Consider the following 20227-nt stretch of genomic DNA (forward strand, 5'->3'; position numbering starts at 1 on the left):
AAAACAATCATGCTGCGACGCAGAATGATTGCTAATGATCGTTTTTGATTGACAGATGCGGCGAATCTGCACAGCTTGAAGCACCAAGGGAGGCCCAGATGCACGAAAAAGAACGCCATACGATCATCCTGTCCGCCGTCGAGGAACGGCCCGTCGTCACGGTGGGGGATCTGTGCAATCTGACCGGCGCATCCGAGGCCACGATCCGGCGCGACATCGCCACGCTGGACCAGAACAGCCAGCTGCGCCGTGTGCGTGGCGGGGCCGAGGCGTTGCACCCGCCGCAATTCGTGGGGCTTGCCGGGCGTCCGTTTTCGGTAAACGAAACGATGCGCATAGAAGAAAAGCAGGCGATTGCCGCCGCCGCCGTCGATCTGTGCGACGAAGGCGATGCGATCATCATCAATGGCGGCACCACGACCTTTCAGATGGTGCATCCGCTGGCCAGTCGCCGGATGCAGGTCTTTACCAATTCGTTCCCGATTGCCGAGCACCTGCTGAAGCATTCCAAGAACACGGTGATGCTGTCGGGTGGCACCATCTATCGCGAGCAGAACATCATCCTGTCGCCCTTTGACAATGACGTGACCCGCAATTTCTGTGCGCGGCGCATGTTCATGGGCGCGCAGGGGCTTGGCCCGCTGGGTCTGATGGAGGCGGACCCGCTGCTGATCCAGGCGGAGCAGAAATTGATCGGGCAGGCGGACGAGTTGGTCGTTCTGGCCGACAGTTCGAAGTTCGAGCAGCGCTCGAGCCTTGTTCTGTGCCCGCTGAGCCGGATCACCACCGTCATCACCGATGACCAGATTTCAGACAAAGCGGCCGCGATGCTCGAGGCCGCCGAAGTGACCCTGATTGTCGCCCAGTCGGGCGGCTCTCAAAAGGCAGCCGCGTCATAAGTGCTGTCGAAGCGAACGTAAATTTAGGGAGGAAACCAATGAAACGTCGCACGTTTACTACACTCACAGCCGGGCTTAGCCTTGTGGCGGGCCTGTATGGCACCACCGCGCTGGCCGCCGATGACATGCGCATCGCGCTGGTGGTCAAGGCGCTTGGCATCGGATTTTTCGAGGCCGCCGCCGAGGGCGCGCAAGAGGCCGCAGACGAACTGGGCGGGGTGGAGATCATCTATACCGGTCCCACGGACACCACCGCCGAGGGCCAGATCGAGGTTCTCAATTCGCTGATCGCGCAGGGCGTGGATGCGATTGCGGTATCGGCCAACGATACCGACGCGCTGGTGCCGACGCTGAAAAAGGCGATGCAGCGCGGGATCACCGTGATCTCGTGGGATTCGGGCGTGGCGGACGAAGGCCGTCAGGTGCACCTGAACCCGTCGTCCAACGCGCTGATCGGCAACATGATCATCAAGCTGGCCGCCGATCACCTGCCTGATGGCGGTGACGTGGCGCTGTTGTCGGCCACCACCACATCGACCAACCAGAACATCTGGATGGAAGAGATGAACAAGGTGATGGGCAACTATCCGGGCATCAACGTGGTGTCGACCGTCTATGGCGACGATCTGGCCGACAAGTCCTATCGCGAGGCCACGGGGCTGATGCAGTCGTTCCCGGATCTGGATGCGATCATCGCGCCGACATCCGTGGGCATCGTGGCCGCCGCGCAGGCGGTCGTGGATGCGGGCAAGGTCGGTGAGGTCAACGTGACCGGCCTGGGTCTGCCATCGGAGATGGCCGGTGCCATCGAAAGCGGCGCGTCCCAGTCCTTTGCCATCTGGAACCCGATTGACCTCGGATATTCCGCGACGATGATCGCGCACGCCTTGGCATCCGGCAAGGCCACGGCGGAGCCCGGCGCGGAGATCTCGATTGGCCGCGTGGGCACCATCACGCTGGACGAGACCAATTCGGCCGCCATGGCGGACCCGTTTGTCTATGACGCGTCCAATATCGAACAGTTCAAATCGATCTTCTGATTGGTCCGAACCCTGGCCCGGCGTGTATGGTTGCGCCGGGCCAGTCCAATACCCCGCACAAGAACCGAGACCGTCAATGTTGAAACACGCAGAGACATCTGTGCCGTCGGGACCTGCGACCGACGCCCAGTCGGTTCTGGCACTGCGCGGCATCACCAAGACCTTTCCGGGCGTCAAGGCGCTGTCGGAGGTCGCGCTGGAGCTGATCCCCGGCAAGGTCACCGCGCTGATCGGAGAGAACGGCGCGGGCAAGTCCACGGTGGTCAAAATCCTGACCGGCATCTACCAGCCTGACGGCGGGGATATCCTTGTGGACGGCGCGCCGACGGTCTTTGCGACGCCGCAGGCGGCCGCAGACAACGGCGTCACGGCGATCCATCAGGAGACGGTGCTGTTTGACGAACTGTCGGTGGCCGAGAACATCTTTCTTGGTCATGCGCCGCGCGGTGCCTTTGGCCTGATCGACCGCAAGGCGATGCGTGCCGCGGCCCGTGAGATCCTGGACAGCATCGGGGCGGCCATCGATCCCGATCACAAGCTGAAGGATCTGGGCATCGCCAGCAAGCATCTGGTGGCCATCGCACGCGCGCTGTCGATTGACGCGCGGGTCGTGATCATGGACGAGCCCACCGCGGCGCTGTCGCACAAGGAAATCGAAGAGCTTTATGCGCTGGTCGACACGCTCAAGGCGCAGGGCAAGGCGATCCTGTTCATCAGCCACAAGTTCGACGAGATCTTTCGCATCGCGGACAATTTCACCGTCTTTCGGGATGGCCAACTGATCGGGCATGGCGCGATTGCGGATGTGACCGAGGCGGATCTGGTCAGGATGATGGTCGGGCGCGACATCAGCCAGATTTTTCCCAAACGGGCATCCAGCCTGGGCGATGTGGTGCTGCGGGTGACGGGTTATGCCCATCCCACGGAATTCGACGACATCAGCTTTGAGCTGCGGCGGGGCGAGATCCTTGGCTTTTACGGTCTGGTGGGGGCCGGACGGTCCGAGTTCATGCAGGCGCTTTTCGGGATCACGCGGGCGATGGCGGGCCGTGTCGAGATCGACGGCGCGCCGGTAAAGATCGGGTCGGCGGCGGATGCGGTAAGCCATGGCATCGTCTATGTGCCAGAGGACCGTGGCAAACAGGGCGCCATCCTGGATCTGCCGATCTTTCAGAATGTCACCTTGCCGTCTCTGGGCCGGATTTCGGGCAAGGGGTTCCTGAAACTGGCCGAGGAATTCAAGCTGGCCCGTGAATACACGGAGCGGCTGGATCTGCGGGCGGCGTCGCTGGACACGCCGGTGGGCAACCTGTCGGGGGGCAATCAGCAAAAGGTGGTGATCGCCAAGTGGCTGGCAACGCAGCCCAAGGTCATCATCCTCGATGAGCCGACAAAAGGCGTCGACATCGGGTCCAAGGCAGCGGTGCATGAGTTCATGGCGGAACTGGCAGCACGGGGTCTGGCCGTGATCATGGTCAGTTCCGAGATCCCGGAGGTGCTGGGCATGTCCGACCGCGCGATCGTGATGCGCGAGGGGCGCATGGTGGCCGAGCTGCCCAAGGCGGAGCTTGCGCCCGAAACACTTGTCCGCCACGCGGCCGGTATCTGAGGGGAAACGACCATGCTCAAACGCTTTTTCACATCGCGCGAGGCCCTGCTGGTGGGGGCGATTGGCCTGCTTCTGGTGCTGATCGCGTCGCGCTTTCCGGCCTTTGTCGCACCGTCCAACCTGGCCAATGTGTTCAACGACAGTGCGCCCCTGATCCTGCTGGCCATCGGGCAGATGATCGTGATCCTGACCAAGTGCATCGATCTGAGCGTCGCCGCCAACCTGGCGCTTACCGGGATGGTCGTGGCGATGATCAACGTGGCCGCACCGGGCCTGCCGATCGTGGTAATCCTGCTGGTCGCCATCGGGCTGGGCACCGTGCTGGGCATGATCAACGGGGTGTTGGTGTGGAAACTGTCGATACCGCCCATTGTCGTGACCCTCGGGACGATGACCATTTTCCGCGGCATCATCTTTGTCATTTCAGACGGAAAATGGGTCAACAGCCACGAGATGAGCCCGGCCTTCAAGGCATTCCCGCGCGCCGAGTTGCTTGGGCTGCCGGTTCTGGGCTGGATCGCCATCATCGCCGTGATCGGGTTCAGCATTGTGATGACGCGGACCACGCTGGGCCGCGCGTTCTATGCGGCGGGGGGCAACCCGCATGCGGCGACCTATGCGGGCATCAACGTGGGCAAGACGCAGTTCTGGGCCTTTACCATTTCGGGCGCTCTGGCGGGGCTGACCGGGTATCTGTGGGTGTCACGCTTTGCCGTGTCCTATGTGGATATCGCGGGCGGGTTCGAGCTGGACGTGGTGGCGGCCTGCGTGATCGGTGGCGTGTCGATCATGGGGGGCATCGGCACCGTCGCGGGCGCGCTGCTGGGGGCGCTGTTCCTTGGCATCATCAAGAACGCGCTGCCGGTGGTCGATATCTCTCCGTTCTGGCAACTGGCCATCTCGGGCAGTGCCATCATCATCGCCGTGGCCCTGAACGCGCAGGCGAACCGGGACAAGGGGCGCATCATCCTCAAACGCGCGGAGCAGGCCACATGAGCACGCAGGACCGTTTCATCCCGGACCGTCTGCGGTCCCCCCTCGAACAGCGGATCAAGAGCTGGGAGACCCTGCTGCTGGCCGTGGCCATCGCGATCTTCGTCGCCAACAGCTTTGCCTCGCCCTATTTCCTGAATGCCTGGAACCTGAGCGACGCAACCTTCAACTTTACCGAAAAGGCGATGATCGCCTTTGCCATGGCGCTGCTGATCATCTCGGGCGAGATCGACCTGTCTGTGGCCGCCATCATCGCGCTGGCCTCGACGGCGATGGGGGCGGCGGTGCAGGTGGGCGTGGGCACGCCGGGGCTTGTGTTGATCGGGCTGGGCGTCGGCCTGATCTGTGGCGCGTTCAACGGCGTGCTGGTGACGCGGTTTGGCCTGCCGTCCATCGTGGTGACCATCGGCACCATGAGCCTGTTTCGCGGTATTTCCTTTATCGTGCTGGGGGACCAGTCGTTTCAGGGCTATCCGTCCGGGTTTTCGTGGTTCGGGCAGGGCTATGTCTGGTGGGTGATCTCGTTCGAGCTGGTGCTCTTTGCGGTGATCGCGGTGATTTATGCGGTGCTGCTGCACAAGACCAACTTTGGCCGCGCAGTCTATGCGATTGGCAACAACGCCACGGGGGCGATGTTTTCCGGCATCCGGGTTGCGCGGGTAAAGTTCATCCTGTTCCTGCTGACCGGCCTGATGTCGGGTGTGGCGGCGGTGTGCCTGACCGCGCGGCTGGGGTCGACGCGACCGTCGATTGCCACCGGCTGGGAGCTGGAGGTGGTGACCATGGTCGTTCTGGGGGGCGTCAGCATCCTCGGCGGATCGGGCACCATCGTGGGCGTGGTGATCGCGGCATTCGTGATGGGGCTGGTGACTTTTGGCCTCGGGCTTTTGAACGTGCCGGGCATTGTCATGTCGATCGTCATCGGTGCGCTGCTGATCGGGGTCATCGCCCTGCCGCGTCTGTGGTCGATGTGGCGGGCGGGCTGATGGAAAAGATCGCCTTTACGATGCAGCTGCGCCCCGGCTGCCGCGCCGCCTACATCCAGCGCCATGACGAGATCTGGCCCGAGCTGTCCGCGCTGCTGGCAGAGGCGGGCGTGCGGGACTATTCGATCCATCTGGACCCGCAGACGCATGTTCTCTTTGCCGTGCTGTGGCGCGAAGAGGGGCACGGCATGGACGATCTGCCTGCGCATCCGGTGATGCAGCGGTGGTGGGCGCATATGGCCGACATCATGGAGACCCATGCCGACAACGCCCCCGTTGTCACCCCTCTCGAGACCGTGTTTCACATGCCATGACCTGCCACGTCGCCGTCATCGATATCGGCAAGACCAACGCCAAGCTGGTGCTGGTGGACCGGGCAAGCCTGCGTGAAATCGCGGTGATCACGCGGCCCAACACCGTTCTGGCGGGCCCGCCATGGCCGCATTTCGACGTGGAGGGGCACTGGGCCTTTCTGCTGGACGGGCTGCGCGATTTCCATGCCGCGCACGGGGTGGATGCGATTTCGATCACCACCCATGGGGCCTGTGCCGCGCTGCTGGATGCGGCGGGGGATCTGACGGCGCCGATCCTCGACTACGAACATGCCGGGCCGGACGAACTGGACGCGGCCTATGCCGCCATCCGCCCGCCCTTTGCCGAGACGGGATCACCGCGTCTGGCCGGTGGGCTGAACATCGGCGCGCAGCTGTTCTGGCAGTTCGACCGTGACCCCGGACTGCGGACGCGGACCCGGCACATCGTCACCTATCCGCAATACTGGGCTGCGCGCCTGACCGGGGTGGTTGCCATGGATGTCACGTCGCTGGGCTGTCACACCGATCTGTGGGCCCCGCAGATGGGTGCGTTTTCCACGTCGGTGGATCGGCTGGGCATCCGCGACAAGCTGGCGCCTGTGCGCCGCCCTTCGGATGTTCTGGGCACGATCCTGCCCGACATCGCCGCCCGGACCGGGTTGCGCCCGGACACGCCGGTGCAGTGCGGTATCCACGATTCCAACGCGTCGCTTTTGCCCTATGTGCTGGAGCGGCGCGGGAGCTTTGGCGTTGTGTCTACCGGCACTTGGGTGATCGCGATGGCCATGGGCGGGCGGGATGTGCCGCTGGATCCCGCGCGCGACACGTTGATCAACGTGACCGCACTGGGCCAACCGGCGCCATCGGCGCGGTTCATGGGCGGGCGTGAACATGATGTGGCCAGCGCCGGGGCCTATCCCGCGCCCACGGCGCGCGACATTGCGCAAGTGCTGGAGGGGCGGATCATGCTGATGCCGTCCGTGGCGCCGGACACAGGCCCCTATCGCGGGCAGGACGCCGCGTGGTTGGGGGCGGAGCCGCCTGTGGGGTCAGGCGCGCGCGGGGCGACAGTGGCATTCTACCTCGCCCTCGTGACGGCGGAGTGCCTGTCCAATATCGGCCACAGCGGCCCCATTATCGTCGAAGGGCCATTTGCACAGAACGCGCCCTATCTGCGCATGTTGGCGGTCGCGGCGGGGGCAGAGGTGCTGCGCGCGGCTGGCACCACCGGCACCAGCGCCGGGGCCGCGATGCTGGTCGCACATGCGGGGGCCGTGTCGCCGGTGGATACGCAGGCCGTGCCCGTGGATGCCGCAGACCGCGTGGCCTTGCAGAGCTATGCCACCGCATGGCGCGCGGCGGTTGCGGCGCGCGAGGCCTAGGGCCGATCCACGATGTACTGCGCCGGACCATCGGCGGCAAAGCTGGCGCAGCAGGCATCGACAAAGCGCTGCACGATCCGGCGCGGCGCGGCCTTGTCATAGCCGATGGCGAGGGTCAGGGGCGGCAGCGCCTCGGTGATGGGGCGTTCGACGATTGCGTCACCCGCATAGGTCTGTGACAGGGTCGGGCGCATGTTCAGGATGGCACAGCCGCGCCCGGCGCCCACGAGGCTGCGCACCATCTCGGTTGAATTTGCATAGGCCACCACGGGGGCCTGCCGCGCGCCGGGTTCAAACAGCCCTTCATAATAGGTGGCGGCGACGGGGCGGTTCAGCACCACGAGCGGTTCGCGCGCGATCTGTGCGATGGAGACGGACGCCTGCCGCGCCAGCGGGTGTGCCGCGGGCAGAAGGCAGTAGGGCGGGGCCTCGATCAGCGTGTCATAGGCGACGTTTGGGCGCACGTCCTCGGCCACGAAAAGGATCACGTCATAGGCCCCGCCCAGCAGCCCCTCTTGGGCCTGATCGTTGTCGCAAGCGTCCAGTTCCAGCGTGACTTGGGCGTCGGCGGGCAGGCAGCGGTCGAGGATACCCGGCAGAAAGGCAGGTGCGATGGGCGCGTAGTAACCCACGCGCAGCGTGCCGCTGAGTGCGGATTTGAGATCGGCCCCGTCGCGCAAAAGCGCGCGGTAGTCGTCGAGCAGGCGTTCGCATTTGCGCGCGACGTCGCGGCCGGCACTTGTGGGTTGGATGCCGCGGGCGCGGTGGCGAGTGACAAGCGTGAGGTCGAAGGCCGCCTCGACCTGATCGATTGCCGCGGCGACGGCGGAGGCCGCGATGTTCAGCTCTGCCGCGGCGCGGGCGATGTTGCCGTGGCGCAGGGCGGCGGTGAAATAGGTCATGGCGCGTAAGGACAGGGACATCGCAACCTCGGGTTTTCAGATGTAGTTATCCCGTAAAAACTGTTTTTCCAAGGATCGAACCTGTGCGAGGCTGTGCCCGGATCAGCCGCAGAAAGGGCCGCCGATGTCTGACGCACCGCTCAAGGGATGGCACCATGTGCCGGATGTGCCTTTGCAGGTCTCTCCGTTCTTCCAGTGGCCGCCGCAGCCCTTGCGGATGCTGGCCTGGGTCTGGAACGCGTGGTTCCTGATTTCGGAGCGGTTGATCGTGGTGGCGATTGCGCTGGTGTCGTTCTACTGGTTCCAGCCGCCGCTGGAAGAGACGCGCACGCTGGCCCCGGGATGGATCGCCGAGATGTTCCTGCGCAACGTGGTGTTGATGAGCGTCGTGGCGGGGGGCTTGCACCTGTATTTCTACACCTTCACCGCGCAGGGGCAGAAACTGAAATACGACCCGCGCCCGTTGATGAAGAACGGGCGGCAGTTCACGCTGGGCGGGCAGGTGCGCGACAACATGTTCTGGACCATCGCCAGCGGGGTGACGGTGTGGACCGGCTATGAGGTGCTGATGTTCTGGGCGATGGCCAATGGCTATGCGCCGGTGCTGACCTGGGCCGCGCATCCGGTGTGGTTCGTGGCGCTGTTCGTGGTGATTCCTGTTTGGGAGAGTTTCTATTTCTACTGGATTCACAGGCTGTTGCACGTGCCGTTTCTGTACCGGCATGTGCATGCGCTGCATCATCGCAACATCAATGTGGGGCCGTGGTCGGGCATGGCCATGCACCCGGTAGAGCATCTGATCTTCCTTGGTTCGGTTCTGGTGCATTTTGTGGTGGCGGCCCATCCGGTGCACATCCTGTTTCACCTGCAATATTACGCGCTGACGGCGGCCACGACCCATACCGGATTCGAGGGGATGCTTGTCCGGGACAAGACCCGGCTGAAGCTGGGGACGTTCCACCACCAGATGCATCACCGGTATTTCGAGTGCAACTATGGCTCGCTCGAGTTGCCGTGGGACAAGTGGTTCGGGTCGTTCCATGACGGGACTGCGGCCTCTGACGCGCGGATCCGGGAGCGGCGCAAGCGGTTCACCAACGGCATTTAGTCCCTCCGCGACGACCCCATGTTGCTATCCAATTCAAACTGACATACTAACATACCAGTTTGAATTTGGATGGAGACCCGCATGTCTTTTGCAGAAGTTGTCGTGGATGGAGGTGTGCGCCGTCAGGTCCTTGCCGATCATGCCGATCTGATGATGGTGGCCTTTCGTTTTGGCGCTGACATGGAGGGCGCGCTGCACAGCCATCCGCATGTGCAATCCACCTTTGTCCGGTCGGGCGTGTTCGAATTTTCGCTGGGTGAAGAGACGCGCGTGGTGCGCGCCGGAGACAGCTTTGTCATTCCGTCGGGCATGGAACACGGTTGCCGCTGTCTAGAGGATGGCGAGTTGATCGACTGTTTCACGCCGCGCCGCGACGATTTTCTCTGACCCCGAGGAGGCCCCCGATGCTGACCACCAGAACCCTTCATGCCGTGAGCCAGGCCGAGACCAAGGCGATGGACACGGATGCCCTGCGGCAGAATTTCCACTTTGGCGGCATGTTCTCGCCCGGCGAGGCGCGCTTGCTTTACACCCATTACGACCGAATGATCGTGGGCGGGGTCGTGCCGGACGGCGCGCCCCTGACGCTGGACCACGTGGCCGAATGCGGCACCGCGTCAATGCTGGATCGGCGCGAGATCGGCATTCTCAACCTGGGCGACACGGCGGAGGTGTCCGTTCCCGGCGGAAGCCACAGTCTGACGCGCGGCGATGTCCTGTACCTGGGGATGGGCGCAGGCGCGATCACCTTTGGCGCAGGCGGGCGGTTTTACGTCGTGTCGTCGCCCGCGCACCGGGCGCTGCCAGCGCGGCGCATCACCATCGAAGAGGCGGGCCGCATCAAGATCGGCGCGCCCGAGACCGCGAATGACCGCACGATCTATCAATTCATCCATCCGGACGTCATGGAAAGCTGTCAGCTGGTCATGGGGTATACGATGTTCCATGGCGGCTCTGTCTGGAACACCATGCCTGCCCACGTGCACGACCGCCGGATGGAAGCGTACCTGTATTTCGACTTGGCAGAGGACAACCGGGTGTTCCACTTCATGGGTGAACCGCAGGAAACCCGCCATATCGTGATGCAGAACGAAGAGGCAGTGTTGTCGCCGCCCTGGTCGATCCACTGTGGATGCGGCACCGGCAGTTATACGTTCTGCTGGGCGATGGCGGGTGACAATACCGACTACAGGGACGTCGACATGGTCGCGATGGCAGACCTGCGATGAGCCTGTTTGCACTGGATGGAAAGACCGCGCTGGTGACCGGTGCCAATACCGGGATCGGGCAGGCCGTTGCTGTGGCACTGGCCGAGGCGGGGGCGCATGTGATCTGTGCCGGCCGCCGGACCTGCGCCGAGACGGTGGATCAGATCGGGGCGCGCGCCGAGGATCTGCGCCTTGATTTCGCGGACCCGATGGCCGCGCGCGACGTGTTTGCCGCGCGGCCTGTCGATATCCTGATCAACAATGCGGGCATCATCCGCCGCGCGGATGCCACGGAGTTTGGCGAACAGGACTGGGACGACGTCATGGACGTCAACCTCAAGGCGGTGTTCTTTGCCTGCCAGGCCTTTGCCAAGGCCGCAATCGCGCGGCAGGCGGGGGGCAAGATCGTCAACATCGCATCGCTCTTGTCGTTTCAGGGCGGCATTCGCGTGCCGTCCTATGCCGCGTCGAAACATGGGGTTGCGGGGCTGACCAAGGCGCTGTGCAATGAATGGGCGGGGCAGGGGATCACCGTGAACGCCATCGCGCCGGGCTATATCGCCACGAACAACACCCAAGCGCTGCGCGAAGATGCGGCGCGCAACCAATCGATCCTCGATCGCATCCCCGCGGGGCGCTGGGGCGCGCCGTCGGACATTGCGGCCACGGCCGTCTACCTGTCGGCACCGGCCTCTGACTATGTCAATGGCGCGGTGCTGAACGTCGATGGCGGGTGGCTGGCGCGCTAGCGCCTAGCCCTGTAGCGCCTAGCCCTGTAGCGCCTTCACGCCCACGTCACCCTCGGCCTGTTCACGGATCGCCAGGGCGGCGGCATGGGAGGCCGCGGCGGTGGTGAAATACGGGATCTTGTCATAGAGCGCGATGGAGCGGATCGATTTGCTGTCCTCGACGGCCTGCGCGCCTTCGGTGGTGTTGAACACCAGCTGGATGCCCGCATCCTTCATCATGTCGGTGACGTCGGGGCGCCCCTCATAGACCTTGTTCACGGTGCCGCAGGGCACGCCGTGGCCTTCGTACCATGCGGCGGTGCCGCGCGTGGCCACGAGGGTAAAGCCCAGTCCCGTCAGGATCTGTGCGGCCTCGAGCATCTCGGGCGTCTTGTCCGCGTCCTTGATCGAGATGAATGCACAGCCCGCGTCCGGCAGGACCATGCCCGCGCCCATCTGCGCCTTGAGGAAGGCACGGGCAAAGGTGCGGTCCCAGCCCATGACCTCTCCGGTGGAGCGCATTTCGGGGCCGAGGATCGTGTCGACACCGGGGAAACGGGCAAACGGCAGCACGGCCTCCTTGACCGAGAACCACGGCATGTTCGGATCGGCCAGCGTCATCGGATCGCCCAGCGGCAGCACCGCGTCATAGCTCGCGTCGGCGTCATAGGGCGCGCGTTGCGGGAAGTTGCTGAGCGGCTCACCCGCCATGATCCGCGCAGCGATGGAGGCAATCGCGCTGTCGGTGGACTTGGCGACGAACGGCACCGTGCGGGAGGCACGGGGGTTTACCTCGATCAGGTAGATCTCGCCATCCTGGATCGCGAATTGCACGTTCATCAGGCCGACCACGTTCAGGGCCTTGGCCAGCGCGTGTGTCTGTTCCTCGATCCGGGCAATGATCTCGCGGGACAGCGAGTAGGGGGGCAACGAACAGGCGCTGTCGCCCGAATGCACGCCCGCCTCTTCGATGTGCTGCATGATGCCTGCGACGTGCACATCCGTGCCATCACAGAGCGCATCCACATCCAGTTCGACCGCCCCGGCAAGATAGCTGTCGAGCAGCACGGGGCTGTCGCCGGAGACCACGACGGCCTCGGAAATATAGCGTTCGAGGTTGGCCTGATCGCGCACGATCTCCATCGCGCGGCCGCCCAGCACGTAAGAGGGCCGGATCACCAGCGGGAAGCCGATGTCGCCCGCGATTGCGATAGCTTCTTCGTCGGAATGGGCAATGCCGTTCTTGGGCTGCTTGAGGCCCAGATCATTGACCAGCGCCTGAAACCGCTCGCGGTCTTCGGCCAGATCGATGGCGTCGGGCGTGGTGCCGAGGATCGGGATCCCCGCCTCTTCAAGCGCATTGGCCAGTTTCAGCGGGGTCTGCCCGCCGAACTGCACGATCACGCCGTGCAGCGTGCCGTTGTCCTGCTCGACCCGCAGGATTTCCATCACATGCTCGAATGTCAGCGGTTCGAAGTACAGCCGGTCCGAGGTGTCATAGTCGGTCGACACGGTCTCGGGGTTGCAGTTGATCATGATCGTCTCATAGCCCGCATCGGTCAGCGCAAAGCAGGCGTGACAGCAGCAGTAGTCGAATTCGATGCCCTGACCGATCCGGTTGGGGCCACCGCCGAGGATCACGACCTTTTTGCGGTCCGAGGGGCGGGCCTCGCACTCGACCTCGCCAAAGACGGGCGTTTCATAGGTGGAGTACATATAGGGGGTTTGCGCCTCGAACTCGGCGGCGCAGGTGTCGATGCGCTTGAAGACGGCGGTGACGCCCGCGGCCTCGCGCGCGCGGCGCACGTCGGTGGCCGTCAGGCCCGTCAGGGCGGCGAGACGGTCATCGGTAAAGCCCATCATCTTGAGATGGCGCAGCCCGGTTTCCTCGGCGGGCAGGCCGCCCTCGATCACGGCGGCCTCGGCCTCCACGATCTCGCGCAGGCGGGCCAGGAACCACGGGTCAAACATGGTCACGGCGTGGATTTCATCATCGCTCAGCCCGTGGCGCATGGCCTGGGTGATCAGGCGCAGGCGGTCGGGCGTCTGCACCGAGATCGCCTTGATAATCGCGGCCTTGTCGGGCGCGCCGGGGATGTCGATGTCGTCCAGACCCGTCAGGCCCGATTCCATCGACGCCATCGCCTTTTGCAGGCTTTCGTGGAAGGTCCGGCCAATGGCCATGACCTCGCCCACGGATTTCATCGCGGTGGTCAGCGTCGCTTCGGATCCGGGGAATTTCTCGAACGCGAATTTGGGGATCTTGGTGACGACATAGTCGATTGTGGGCTCGAACGAGGCGGGCGTGACCTTGGTGATGTCGTTGTCCAACTCGTCCAGCGTATAGCCCACGGCCAGTTTCGCGGCGATCTTGGCGATGGGGAAACCCGTGGCCTTGGACGCCAGCGCCGAGGAGCGCGACACGCGGGGGTTCATCTCGATTACAACCATGCGGCCGTCATCGGGGTTGATCGCCCATTGTACGTTTGAGCCACCGGTTTCCACGCCAATCTCGCGCAGCACGGCGATCGAGTGGTTGCGCATGATCTGGTATTCTTTGTCCGTGAGGGTCAGGGCAGGGGCCACGGTGATCGAATCGCCCGTATGCACGCCCATCGGGTCCACGTTTTCGATGGAACAGACGATGATGGCGTTGTCGGCCGTGTCGCGCACCACCTCCATCTCGTATTCCTTCCAGCCCAGCAGGGACTCATCCACAAGGATCTGACCCACGGGGGAGGCGTCCATGCCCGAGCGGCAGATCGCCTCGTAGTCGTCGCGGTTATAGGCGACGCCGCCGCCTGTGCCACCAAGGGTAAAGGCGGGGCGGATGATCGCGGGCAGGCCGATTTCTTCGAGCGTTTCCAGCGCGATGGCGACACCGGCGGCCAGGTCCTTGTTGCCCTTGGCGTCCTTGGGGGCGGTGACGATGGTCGCGCGGGGGTTCTCGATGCCCAGCCGGTCCATCGCCTCGCGGAAGAGCTTGCGGTCCTCGGCCATCTCGATGGCCTCGCGTTTGGCGCCAATCATCTCGACGCCGAACTTCTCGAGCACACCCATTTCCTCGAGGGCCAGCGAGGTGTTGAGGCCGGTCTGCCCCCCCATGGTGGGCAACAGTGCGTCGGGACGCTCTTTCTCGATGATCTTGGCGACGGTTTCGGGGGTGATGGGTTCGATATAGGTGGCGTCGGCCATGTTGGGGTCGGTCATGATCGTCGCGGGGTTCGAATTGACCAGCACCACGCGGTAGCCTTCTTCGCGCAGCGCCTTGCAGGCCTGTGCACCGGAGTAGTCGAATTCGCAGGCCTGCCCGATCACAATGGGCCCCGCGCCGATGATCATGATCGACTGAATGTCGGTACGCTTTGGCATCTTGGCCCCCCGGATGTGCAAATTGTCCTGCCTTATAGGGATGGCGCAGGCATGTGCAAGAGGAAGCCACGCCGTGGCGGGATGAAATATGTGTCGGCGCGCGGAACTCTTTGGCGCCGCGGTGCGTTGGCCGCCTGTGCGCGATCAATCCAACGAGGAGAATTACGGGAAATGGCGTATTCAACACTGCTTTTGGGGTCTATCGGCGTGCTGGCGGAAACATCCGATCTGCAACGCCGTGCGTTCAATACCGCCTTCGAGATGAACGAGCTGATCTGGCACTGGGATGCCGACACCTATCGCGCGCTGCTTGAGGTGCCGGGGGGCAAGGCGCGGCTGGCCCATCACGCGGCCCGGCAGGGGGCCGAGGTCGACATCGACAAGGTTTACGAGGACAAGGTCCGCGCCTTTGACGCGGCGCTGGCCATGGGCATCGACCTGCGGCCCGGTATTGCCGACCTGATCGCCGAGGCGCAGGCGCAGAACATGAAGATCGGTTTTGTCACCGGCACGGATCCGCGTCAGGTCGCGGGCATCCTGCGCGCCCTCGAAGGCAGCATTTCGCCATCGGTCTTTGATTTCATCGGGGACAGCACGCTGGCCCCGCGCGCCAAACCCGCCCCAGACATCTATAACGAGGCGCTGCGCAGCCTCGGTGTGACGGGGGAGGAGGCGCTGGCCATCGAGGATACGCCCGAGAGCGCGCAAGCCGCCGTTGCCGCGGGCATCCGCACGCTGGCCTATCCGGGCGAGAACGCGGCAGGCCGTGACTTTGGTAACGGGGTCGAGGTGGTGGGCACGCCCGCTGTCACGCTCTTGCGCAGTGCGGCCATCGCGGCTTAGGCGTCTTCGCGCAGGCGCGGCCTGGGTGCTGCCGCAGCTGTGGCGGTGCCCGCATGAAGATAGTCGCGCGTCAGCGGCACCGCATCCCGCTTATGCGCCAGTTGCAGGTGATAAACCCCCTGCATCTGGTGTTCAAAGGCGAGGATGCACACTGTCAGGTAGTAGCGGAACATGCGCACGAAACGGTCGTCATACATCTGCGACACCGCATCGATCTGTGCGTCAAAGCGGCTGCGCCAGTGGCGGATCGTCTTGGCATAGTGCAGCCGCCAGACCTCGATATCCGTTTGCCAAAGGCCTGACCGTTCCATCGCCGGGGCCAGTTCCGACAGCGACGGGACATAGCCGCCGGGAAAGATGTATTTGTTGATCCAGGACGAATGCGCCATCGGCGGCGCGGACCGTCCTATCGTGTGGATCAGCGCGACACCGTCGGCGTCCAAGAGCTCTGCCACCTTGTTGAAATAGGTGCCGAAATTGGGCACGCCCACATGTTCGAGCATGCCCACTGACACAATCCGGTCAAAGGTGCCGTTGGTGTGGCGGTAATCCTGAAGGTTGAACTGGATCCGGTCGGCAAGCCCTGCGGCCTCGGCCCGGCGCCGAGCGGTGGCCAACTGGTTTTCGCTCAACGTGATGCCCGTAACCTCACAGCCATAGTCCCGCGCCAGCGTCAACGCCATACCACCCCAGCCACAGCCGATGTCCAGCACCCGCATGCCTGGCTCCAGCCGCAGCTTGGCCGCGATATGCGCCTTTTTCGCAATCTGTGCCTCTTCCAGCGTCATGGCATCATCGCGGAAATAGGCGCAGGAATATTGCATGTCCTCGTCCAGAAACAACCGATAGAGATCGTCCGAGATGTCATAGTGATGCGCCACGTTCTGGCGCGACGCGCGCGGCGCGTTGTGCTGGATGAACCGGCGGGCGTGGAACCGCGCGCGGTTCGCCATCAAGAGCCAGGGCGGCAAATGCCCCTTGAACCGGTTGCGGATGATGACGGTCAGCACCTCGTCGAGGGTGCAGCTCTGCGGCGTGACGGTGCCGTCCATGTACCCTTCGCCCAGCCCCAGATCGGGGTTGAGGATGATCGCACGCACCGTGGCCGCCTCGGAGATATGCAAATGCGCCTGCGCGCCGGTGTCCGGGCCGTAATCGCGCGTCGTGCCGTCAGGATAGGTGATGCTCAGACGGTCCTCGACCATCATCCCGTTTAGAAAACGATCCAGCAGCTTGTCCCACATACAGTCACCCGTTCATGTTCACTCCCTTCATAAAATTGGGGGATCACATGGGCTTGCGTCAAGGGTCAGAGGTCTGGTGCGTCCAAATAAGCCCTCACGGTGCCTTCAAATGCACGTGGGTCGTCCGCATGGAGCCAATGTCCGGCCTTGGGGATCTTGGCAAAGCGCGCGGCGGGAAACAGGTGCCGGATCCGGTCGCGGTAGGTGCGCGCGACGTAATCGGACTGTCCGCCCGACAGGAACAGGGTGGGGCCCGCATAGGTGCTGTCCAGGTCGGGAAAATCCAGAATCGCGGGCATGTTGGCGGCCAGCGCGTCCAGATTGAGCCGCCAGCGTTTTTCTGCCACGTCCAGCGATTGGGTCAGAAAACTGCACAAGGCCGGGTCGACGCCCAGAGCGGCCAGTTGGTCATTGGCGTCCGACCGGCGGGTGACCGCGTCCAGATCGACCTGTCGCATGGCGTCGATGTACTGGATCTGGGTATGGGTGTAGCCCACCGGCGCGATGTCGCCGATCACCAGCCGGCGCAGCGTGTCGGGTCGCGTGAGCGCCAGCACCATTGCCGCCTTGCCCCCCATCGAGTGGCCCACAACATCCATGGGCGCACCCAGATGGTCGATCACCTGCGCCAGATCAGCGGCGAGGTCGGGATAGGTGTGGCTGTCCGCGCGGAAGCTGTGGCCATGATTGCGCATGTCCACGGTGATCACCCGCCGGCTGTCCGAGAGCCGTTTGGCGATGACCCCCCAGTTGCGGCCCGACCCATAGAGGCCGTGGGCGATCAGGAGGGCGGGGCCGGGGCCGTCCCCGATTTCTGTGTAGGTCAACATGGGCGCAGACTTAACCAACATCCCTTGCAGGCACCAGCGGCATTGCCGCAGGGATTGAGTGTGGCCCGTGCGGCCGCTAAGACTGCGGCCATGGAAACCCAAGCCAGCATACAGGCCCGCGCCGACCGGGTGCAGAGCGCGCTTGACGGCGCCTTTGGCGTCCGGGCCAAGACGCTGGACAAGGCCGTGCGCCGTGCCGGACGGCGGTTGCCGAAACGCCTGCGCGCGCAGGCGGCCAAGATCGTTCAGGCGCAGGCGCTGGGCGGGCACCCCAAGCTGATGCGGCAGGTCGATGGTGTAGCCCTGAGCGTGGCCGAGGAACAGATTGTCGAATGGCTGGACGGGATTGACCGGGCCGATCTGCGCAAGGGCATGTGGCTGGGTCTGGCCGGGTCCATCGCGTTCAACATCCTGTTGATCCTCGTGCTGTTCATCGTCTGGATGGTCTGGGCCGGGCAGGTCTGAGCGGGCATGAAAAAACCCGCAGGCCTGAGCCTGCGGGTTTTGGTTTGGTTCCGGATCAGAGGCCGGGATAGAGCGGGAACTGACCGCAGAGTGCGGCCACTTCGGCGCGGACCTTGGCCTCGACCTCGGCATTGCCGTCCTCGCCATGGGCAGCCAGCCCGTCGACCACCTCGATGATCCAGTCGCCGATCTGGCGGAACTCTGCCTCGCCAAAGCCCCGCGTGGTGCCCGCGGGCGAGCCGAGGCGGATGCCGCTGGTGATCGTGGGTTTTTCATCGTCGAACGGAACACCGTTCTTGTTGCAGGTGATGTGCGCCCGGCCCAAGGCCTTTTCGGTCGCGTTGCCCTTGACCCCTTTGGGGCGCAGGTCGACCAACATCACGTGGGTGTCGGTGCCGCCGGTGACTGTACCAAGCCCGCCTTTCATCAGCTGATCGGCCAGCGCCTGGGCGTTCTTGATCACCTGCTGCTGGTAGGTTTTGAACGACGGCTCCAGCGCCTCGCCAAAGGCCACGGCCTTGGCCGCGATCACGTGCATCAGCGGGCCGCCTTGAATGCCGGGGAAGATGGCGGAGTTGAACTTCTTGGCCAGCGCCTCGTCATTGGTCAGGATCATGCCGCCGCGGGGGCCGCGCAGGGTCTTGTGCGTGGTGGTGGTGGCCACGTGCACATGCGGGAACGGGTTGGGGTACTCGCCTGCGGCGATCAGCCCGGCAAAGTGCGCGACATCCGCCAGCACCCATGCGCCGACCTTGTCCGCGATCTCGCGGATGCGGGCAAAGTCGATGACGCGCGGAATGGCAGAGCCACCGGCGATGATCATCTGAGGCTTATGCTCCAGCGCCAGTGCTTCGATCTGGTCATAGTCGATGTCCAGCGTGTCGCGGCGCACGCCGTATTGCACGGCATTGAACCATTTGCCCGACTGGTTGGGGCGCGCGCCGTGGGTGAGGTGGCCACCGGCGTCGAGCGACATGCCGAGGATGGTATCGCCGGGCTGCAACAGCGCCTGGAACACACCCTGGTTGGCCTGGCTGCCCGAGTTCGGCTGCACGTTGGCAAAGCCGCAATCAAACAGTTGCTTGGCCCGCTCGATGGCGAGATTCTCGGCCACGTCGACATATTGGCACCCGCCGTAGTAGCGGCGACCGGGATAGCCTTCGGCGTATTTGTTGGTCATGACCGACCCTTGCGCCTCGAGCACCGCCGCCGAGACGATGTTTTCGGACGCGATCAGCTCGATCTCGTCGCGCTGGCGGCCCAGCTCGTCGCGGATGGAGCCAAAGAGCTCCGGATCACGGTCTGCGAGGGACTGGGTGAAAAAACCGTCTGTGCGATGGGGCGCGTTCATGGGCACTCTCCTGTGGATCGAGTCGGGGTCATCTGTGGGCCGTTTCCTATCGGAAACGGTACGGATGGCAAAGGATGTAAAGCGACCAAACGACAGTTTGCTGCGGCAATGCTGGTAAGGGGCGAACATATATGGTTCTTTTGACGTCGAACGACCGCCATAGGAAACCTGCATGCCGCTCAAGATCGCCTTTGCCGCCAGCCGCGCCCCCGTGGCCCAGACGGCGCGGGCCGCCCTTTTGGCCCGCTATGGCGATGTGCCGATGCCCGAGGCGGACGTTATCGTGGCGCTGGGCGGGGACGGATTCATGTTGCAGACCCTGCATAGTACCCAAGGACTGCCGGCTCCGGTTTACGGGATGAACCGCGGGACCATCGGGTTCCTGATGAATGAATACAGCGAATCGGGCCTTGAGGCGCGGCTGGAGGCGGCGGAGGAGGCGACGCTGAACCCGCTGTCGATGACGGCGTGGGACCGCGACGGGCGCGAACATCAGGCATTGGCGATCAACGAGGTGTCACTGCTGCGCGCGGGCCCGCAAGCGGCCAAGCTGCGGATCACGGTCGATGGCCGCCTGCGGATGGAGGAGCTGGTCTGCGACGGTGCGCTGGTGGCCACACCTGCGGGCTCCACCGCCTACAATTATTCGGCCCACGGTCCCGTACTGCCCATCGGCTCTGACGTGCTGGCGCTGACGGCGGTGGCGGCCTTTCGTCCGCGCCGCTGGCGGGGGGCGCTGTTGCCCAAGATGGCGAAAGTCCGCTTTGACGTGCAGGAATTCGAGAAGCGCCCGGTGATGGCCGAGGCGGATTCGCGGTCCATCCGTTTTGTCACCTCGGTCGAGATCCAGTCCGAGCCATCAGTCGAACACCGCATCCTCTTTGATCCCGGTCACGGGCTTGAGGAGCGGTTGATTTCGGAACAGTTCACGTGACCCTGCGCGCTCCGGTGCC

19 protein-coding genes are annotated in these 20227 nt (G+C 64.0%); 14 read left to right on the forward strand and 5 right to left on the reverse strand.

What is annotated here, in order from left to right; genetic code table 11:
- Positions 1 to 98 precede the first annotated feature (98 nt).
- From Q0949_RS18025 to Q0949_RS18055, 7 genes are all read left to right on the forward strand, one after another.
- A complete protein-coding gene (locus Q0949_RS18025) occupies positions 99 to 899 on the forward strand; it encodes a DeoR/GlpR family DNA-binding transcription regulator (protein ID WP_299375650.1) in 801 nt (266 codons plus the stop codon).
- Positions 900 to 937: 38 nt separating this feature from the next.
- Positions 938 to 1939, forward strand: coding sequence for a rhamnose ABC transporter substrate-binding protein (gene rhaS / locus Q0949_RS18030; RefSeq protein ID WP_299375653.1), 1002 nt, complete (start codon positions 938 to 940; stop codon positions 1937 to 1939).
- Positions 1940 to 2015: 76 nt separating this feature from the next.
- Complete coding sequence (locus Q0949_RS18035; protein WP_299375656.1) at positions 2016 to 3548, forward strand: sugar ABC transporter ATP-binding protein; 1533 nt, start codon at positions 2016 to 2018, stop codon at positions 3546 to 3548.
- A gap of 12 nt (positions 3549 to 3560) precedes the next feature.
- Positions 3561 to 4544 carry an ABC transporter permease gene (locus Q0949_RS18040; protein WP_299375659.1) on the forward strand — a complete coding sequence of 328 codons (984 nt, stop codon included), beginning with the start codon at positions 3561 to 3563 and terminating at the stop codon, positions 4542 to 4544.
- A complete protein-coding gene (locus Q0949_RS18045) occupies positions 4541 to 5527 on the forward strand; it encodes an ABC transporter permease (RefSeq protein ID WP_299375662.1) in 987 nt (328 codons plus the stop codon). Before Q0949_RS18040 ends, Q0949_RS18045 begins: the two co-directional genes overlap by 4 nt.
- On the forward strand, positions 5527 to 5841 hold the full coding sequence (rhaM, locus tag Q0949_RS18050) for an L-rhamnose mutarotase (RefSeq protein WP_299375665.1): 315 nt from the start codon (positions 5527 to 5529) through the stop codon (positions 5839 to 5841). The genes Q0949_RS18045 and rhaM overlap by 1 nt, the downstream gene beginning before the upstream one ends.
- The gene (locus Q0949_RS18055) at positions 5838 to 7223 is read left to right on the forward strand and encodes an FGGY-family carbohydrate kinase (protein ID WP_299375668.1); all 1386 of its coding nucleotides are present in this window, start codon (positions 5838 to 5840) and stop codon (positions 7221 to 7223) included. The genes rhaM and Q0949_RS18055 overlap by 4 nt, the downstream gene beginning before the upstream one ends.
- On the opposite strand, the gene Q0949_RS18060 is transcribed toward Q0949_RS18055, so the two are convergent.
- Entirely contained in the window at positions 7220 to 8146 is a 927-nt protein-coding gene (locus tag Q0949_RS18060) for a LysR family transcriptional regulator (RefSeq protein WP_299375671.1), read from the reverse strand. The genes Q0949_RS18055 and Q0949_RS18060 overlap by 4 nt on opposite strands.
- 103 nt (positions 8147 to 8249) lie before the next feature.
- Here Q0949_RS18060 and Q0949_RS18065 point away from each other — a divergent pair, with 103 nt between their 5' ends.
- The 4 genes from Q0949_RS18065 to kduD all read left to right on the forward strand — a co-directional run bounded on the left by Q0949_RS18065 (position 8250) and on the right by kduD (position 11190).
- A complete protein-coding gene (locus Q0949_RS18065) occupies positions 8250 to 9233 on the forward strand; it encodes a sterol desaturase family protein (protein WP_299375674.1) in 984 nt (327 codons plus the stop codon).
- Positions 9234 to 9314: 81 nt separating this feature from the next.
- Entirely contained in the window at positions 9315 to 9620 is a 306-nt protein-coding gene (locus Q0949_RS18070) for a cupin domain-containing protein (RefSeq protein WP_299375677.1), read from the forward strand.
- A gap of 17 nt (positions 9621 to 9637) precedes the next feature.
- Positions 9638 to 10462 (forward strand): 5-dehydro-4-deoxy-D-glucuronate isomerase, encoded by an 825-nt coding sequence (kduI, locus tag Q0949_RS18075; RefSeq protein WP_299375680.1) that lies wholly within the window; start codon positions 9638 to 9640, stop codon positions 10460 to 10462.
- Positions 10459 to 11190, forward strand: coding sequence for a 2-dehydro-3-deoxy-D-gluconate 5-dehydrogenase KduD (gene kduD / locus Q0949_RS18080; RefSeq protein WP_299375683.1), 732 nt, complete (start codon positions 10459 to 10461; stop codon positions 11188 to 11190). The genes kduI and kduD overlap by 4 nt, the downstream gene beginning before the upstream one ends.
- Positions 11191 to 11208: 18 nt before the next feature.
- Here the strand turns inward: kduD and carB are convergent, their stop codons facing one another.
- A complete protein-coding gene (gene carB, locus Q0949_RS18085) occupies positions 11209 to 14541 on the reverse strand; it encodes a carbamoyl-phosphate synthase large subunit (RefSeq protein WP_299375686.1) in 3333 nt (1110 codons plus the stop codon).
- 171 nt (positions 14542 to 14712) lie between these two features.
- Between carB and Q0949_RS18090 the strand changes: the two genes are divergently transcribed.
- Positions 14713 to 15384: an HAD-IA family hydrolase gene (locus Q0949_RS18090; protein WP_299375689.1), complete on the forward strand. Its 672-nt coding sequence runs from the start codon at positions 14713 to 14715 to the stop codon at positions 15382 to 15384.
- Here Q0949_RS18090 and Q0949_RS18095 read toward each other — a convergent pair.
- Both Q0949_RS18095 and Q0949_RS18100 read right to left on the reverse strand, forming a co-directional pair.
- Entirely contained in the window at positions 15381 to 16628 is a 1248-nt protein-coding gene (locus tag Q0949_RS18095) for a cyclopropane-fatty-acyl-phospholipid synthase family protein (protein WP_299375692.1), read from the reverse strand. The two genes, Q0949_RS18090 and Q0949_RS18095, sit on opposite strands and share 4 nt — an antisense overlap.
- A 65-nt stretch (positions 16629 to 16693) precedes the next feature.
- Positions 16694 to 17458 (reverse strand): alpha/beta fold hydrolase, encoded by a 765-nt coding sequence (locus tag Q0949_RS18100; protein ID WP_299375695.1) that lies wholly within the window; start codon positions 17456 to 17458, stop codon positions 16694 to 16696.
- Between the two features lie 90 nt (positions 17459 to 17548).
- On the opposite strand from Q0949_RS18100, the gene Q0949_RS18105 reads away from it, so the two are divergent.
- The gene (locus Q0949_RS18105) at positions 17549 to 17923 is read left to right on the forward strand and encodes a hypothetical protein (protein WP_299375698.1); all 375 of its coding nucleotides are present in this window, start codon (positions 17549 to 17551) and stop codon (positions 17921 to 17923) included.
- Between the two features lie 55 nt (positions 17924 to 17978).
- Here Q0949_RS18105 and glyA read toward each other — a convergent pair whose 3' ends face one another.
- Positions 17979 to 19274 (reverse strand): serine hydroxymethyltransferase, encoded by a 1296-nt coding sequence (glyA, locus tag Q0949_RS18110; RefSeq protein WP_299375701.1) that lies wholly within the window; start codon positions 19272 to 19274, stop codon positions 17979 to 17981.
- Positions 19275 to 19446: 172 nt separating this feature from the next.
- Here glyA and Q0949_RS18115 point away from each other — a divergent pair, with 172 nt between their 5' ends.
- Positions 19447 to 20208, forward strand: coding sequence for an NAD kinase (locus Q0949_RS18115; RefSeq protein WP_299375704.1), 762 nt, complete (start codon positions 19447 to 19449; stop codon positions 20206 to 20208).
- Positions 20209 to 20227: the final 19 nt, after the last annotated feature.

The organism is uncultured Tateyamaria sp., from assembly GCF_947487805.1.
Classification (GTDB): domain Bacteria; phylum Pseudomonadota; class Alphaproteobacteria; order Rhodobacterales; family Rhodobacteraceae; genus Tateyamaria.

Coding starts and splice junctions, on each gene's coding strand:
- Q0949_RS18025 (WP_299375650.1), top strand. CDS start 99: ATGCACGAAAAAGAACGCCATACGATCATCCTGTCCGCCGTCGAGGAA.
- rhaS (WP_299375653.1), top strand. CDS start 938: ATGAAACGTCGCACGTTTACTACACTCACAGCCGGGCTTAGCCTTGTG.
- Q0949_RS18035 (WP_299375656.1), top strand. CDS start 2,016: ATGTTGAAACACGCAGAGACATCTGTGCCGTCGGGACCTGCGACCGAC.
- Q0949_RS18040 (WP_299375659.1), top strand. CDS start 3,561: ATGCTCAAACGCTTTTTCACATCGCGCGAGGCCCTGCTGGTGGGGGCG.
- Q0949_RS18045 (WP_299375662.1), top strand. CDS start 4,541: ATGAGCACGCAGGACCGTTTCATCCCGGACCGTCTGCGGTCCCCCCTC.
- rhaM (WP_299375665.1), top strand. CDS start 5,527: ATGGAAAAGATCGCCTTTACGATGCAGCTGCGCCCCGGCTGCCGCGCC.
- Q0949_RS18055 (WP_299375668.1), top strand. CDS start 5,838: ATGACCTGCCACGTCGCCGTCATCGATATCGGCAAGACCAACGCCAAG.
- Q0949_RS18060 (WP_299375671.1), bottom strand. CDS start 8,146: ATGTCCCTGTCCTTACGCGCCATGACCTATTTCACCGCCGCCCTGCGC.
- Q0949_RS18065 (WP_299375674.1), top strand. CDS start 8,250: ATGTCTGACGCACCGCTCAAGGGATGGCACCATGTGCCGGATGTGCCT.
- Q0949_RS18070 (WP_299375677.1), top strand. CDS start 9,315: ATGTCTTTTGCAGAAGTTGTCGTGGATGGAGGTGTGCGCCGTCAGGTC.
- kduI (WP_299375680.1), top strand. CDS start 9,638: ATGCTGACCACCAGAACCCTTCATGCCGTGAGCCAGGCCGAGACCAAG.
- kduD (WP_299375683.1), top strand. CDS start 10,459: ATGAGCCTGTTTGCACTGGATGGAAAGACCGCGCTGGTGACCGGTGCC.
- carB (WP_299375686.1), bottom strand. CDS start 14,541: ATGCCAAAGCGTACCGACATTCAGTCGATCATGATCATCGGCGCGGGG.
- Q0949_RS18090 (WP_299375689.1), top strand. CDS start 14,713: ATGGCGTATTCAACACTGCTTTTGGGGTCTATCGGCGTGCTGGCGGAA.
- Q0949_RS18095 (WP_299375692.1), bottom strand. CDS start 16,628: ATGTGGGACAAGCTGCTGGATCGTTTTCTAAACGGGATGATGGTCGAG.
- Q0949_RS18100 (WP_299375695.1), bottom strand. CDS start 17,458: ATGTTGACCTACACAGAAATCGGGGACGGCCCCGGCCCCGCCCTCCTG.
- Q0949_RS18105 (WP_299375698.1), top strand. CDS start 17,549: ATGGAAACCCAAGCCAGCATACAGGCCCGCGCCGACCGGGTGCAGAGC.
- glyA (WP_299375701.1), bottom strand. CDS start 19,274: ATGAACGCGCCCCATCGCACAGACGGTTTTTTCACCCAGTCCCTCGCA.
- Q0949_RS18115 (WP_299375704.1), top strand. CDS start 19,447: ATGCCGCTCAAGATCGCCTTTGCCGCCAGCCGCGCCCCCGTGGCCCAG.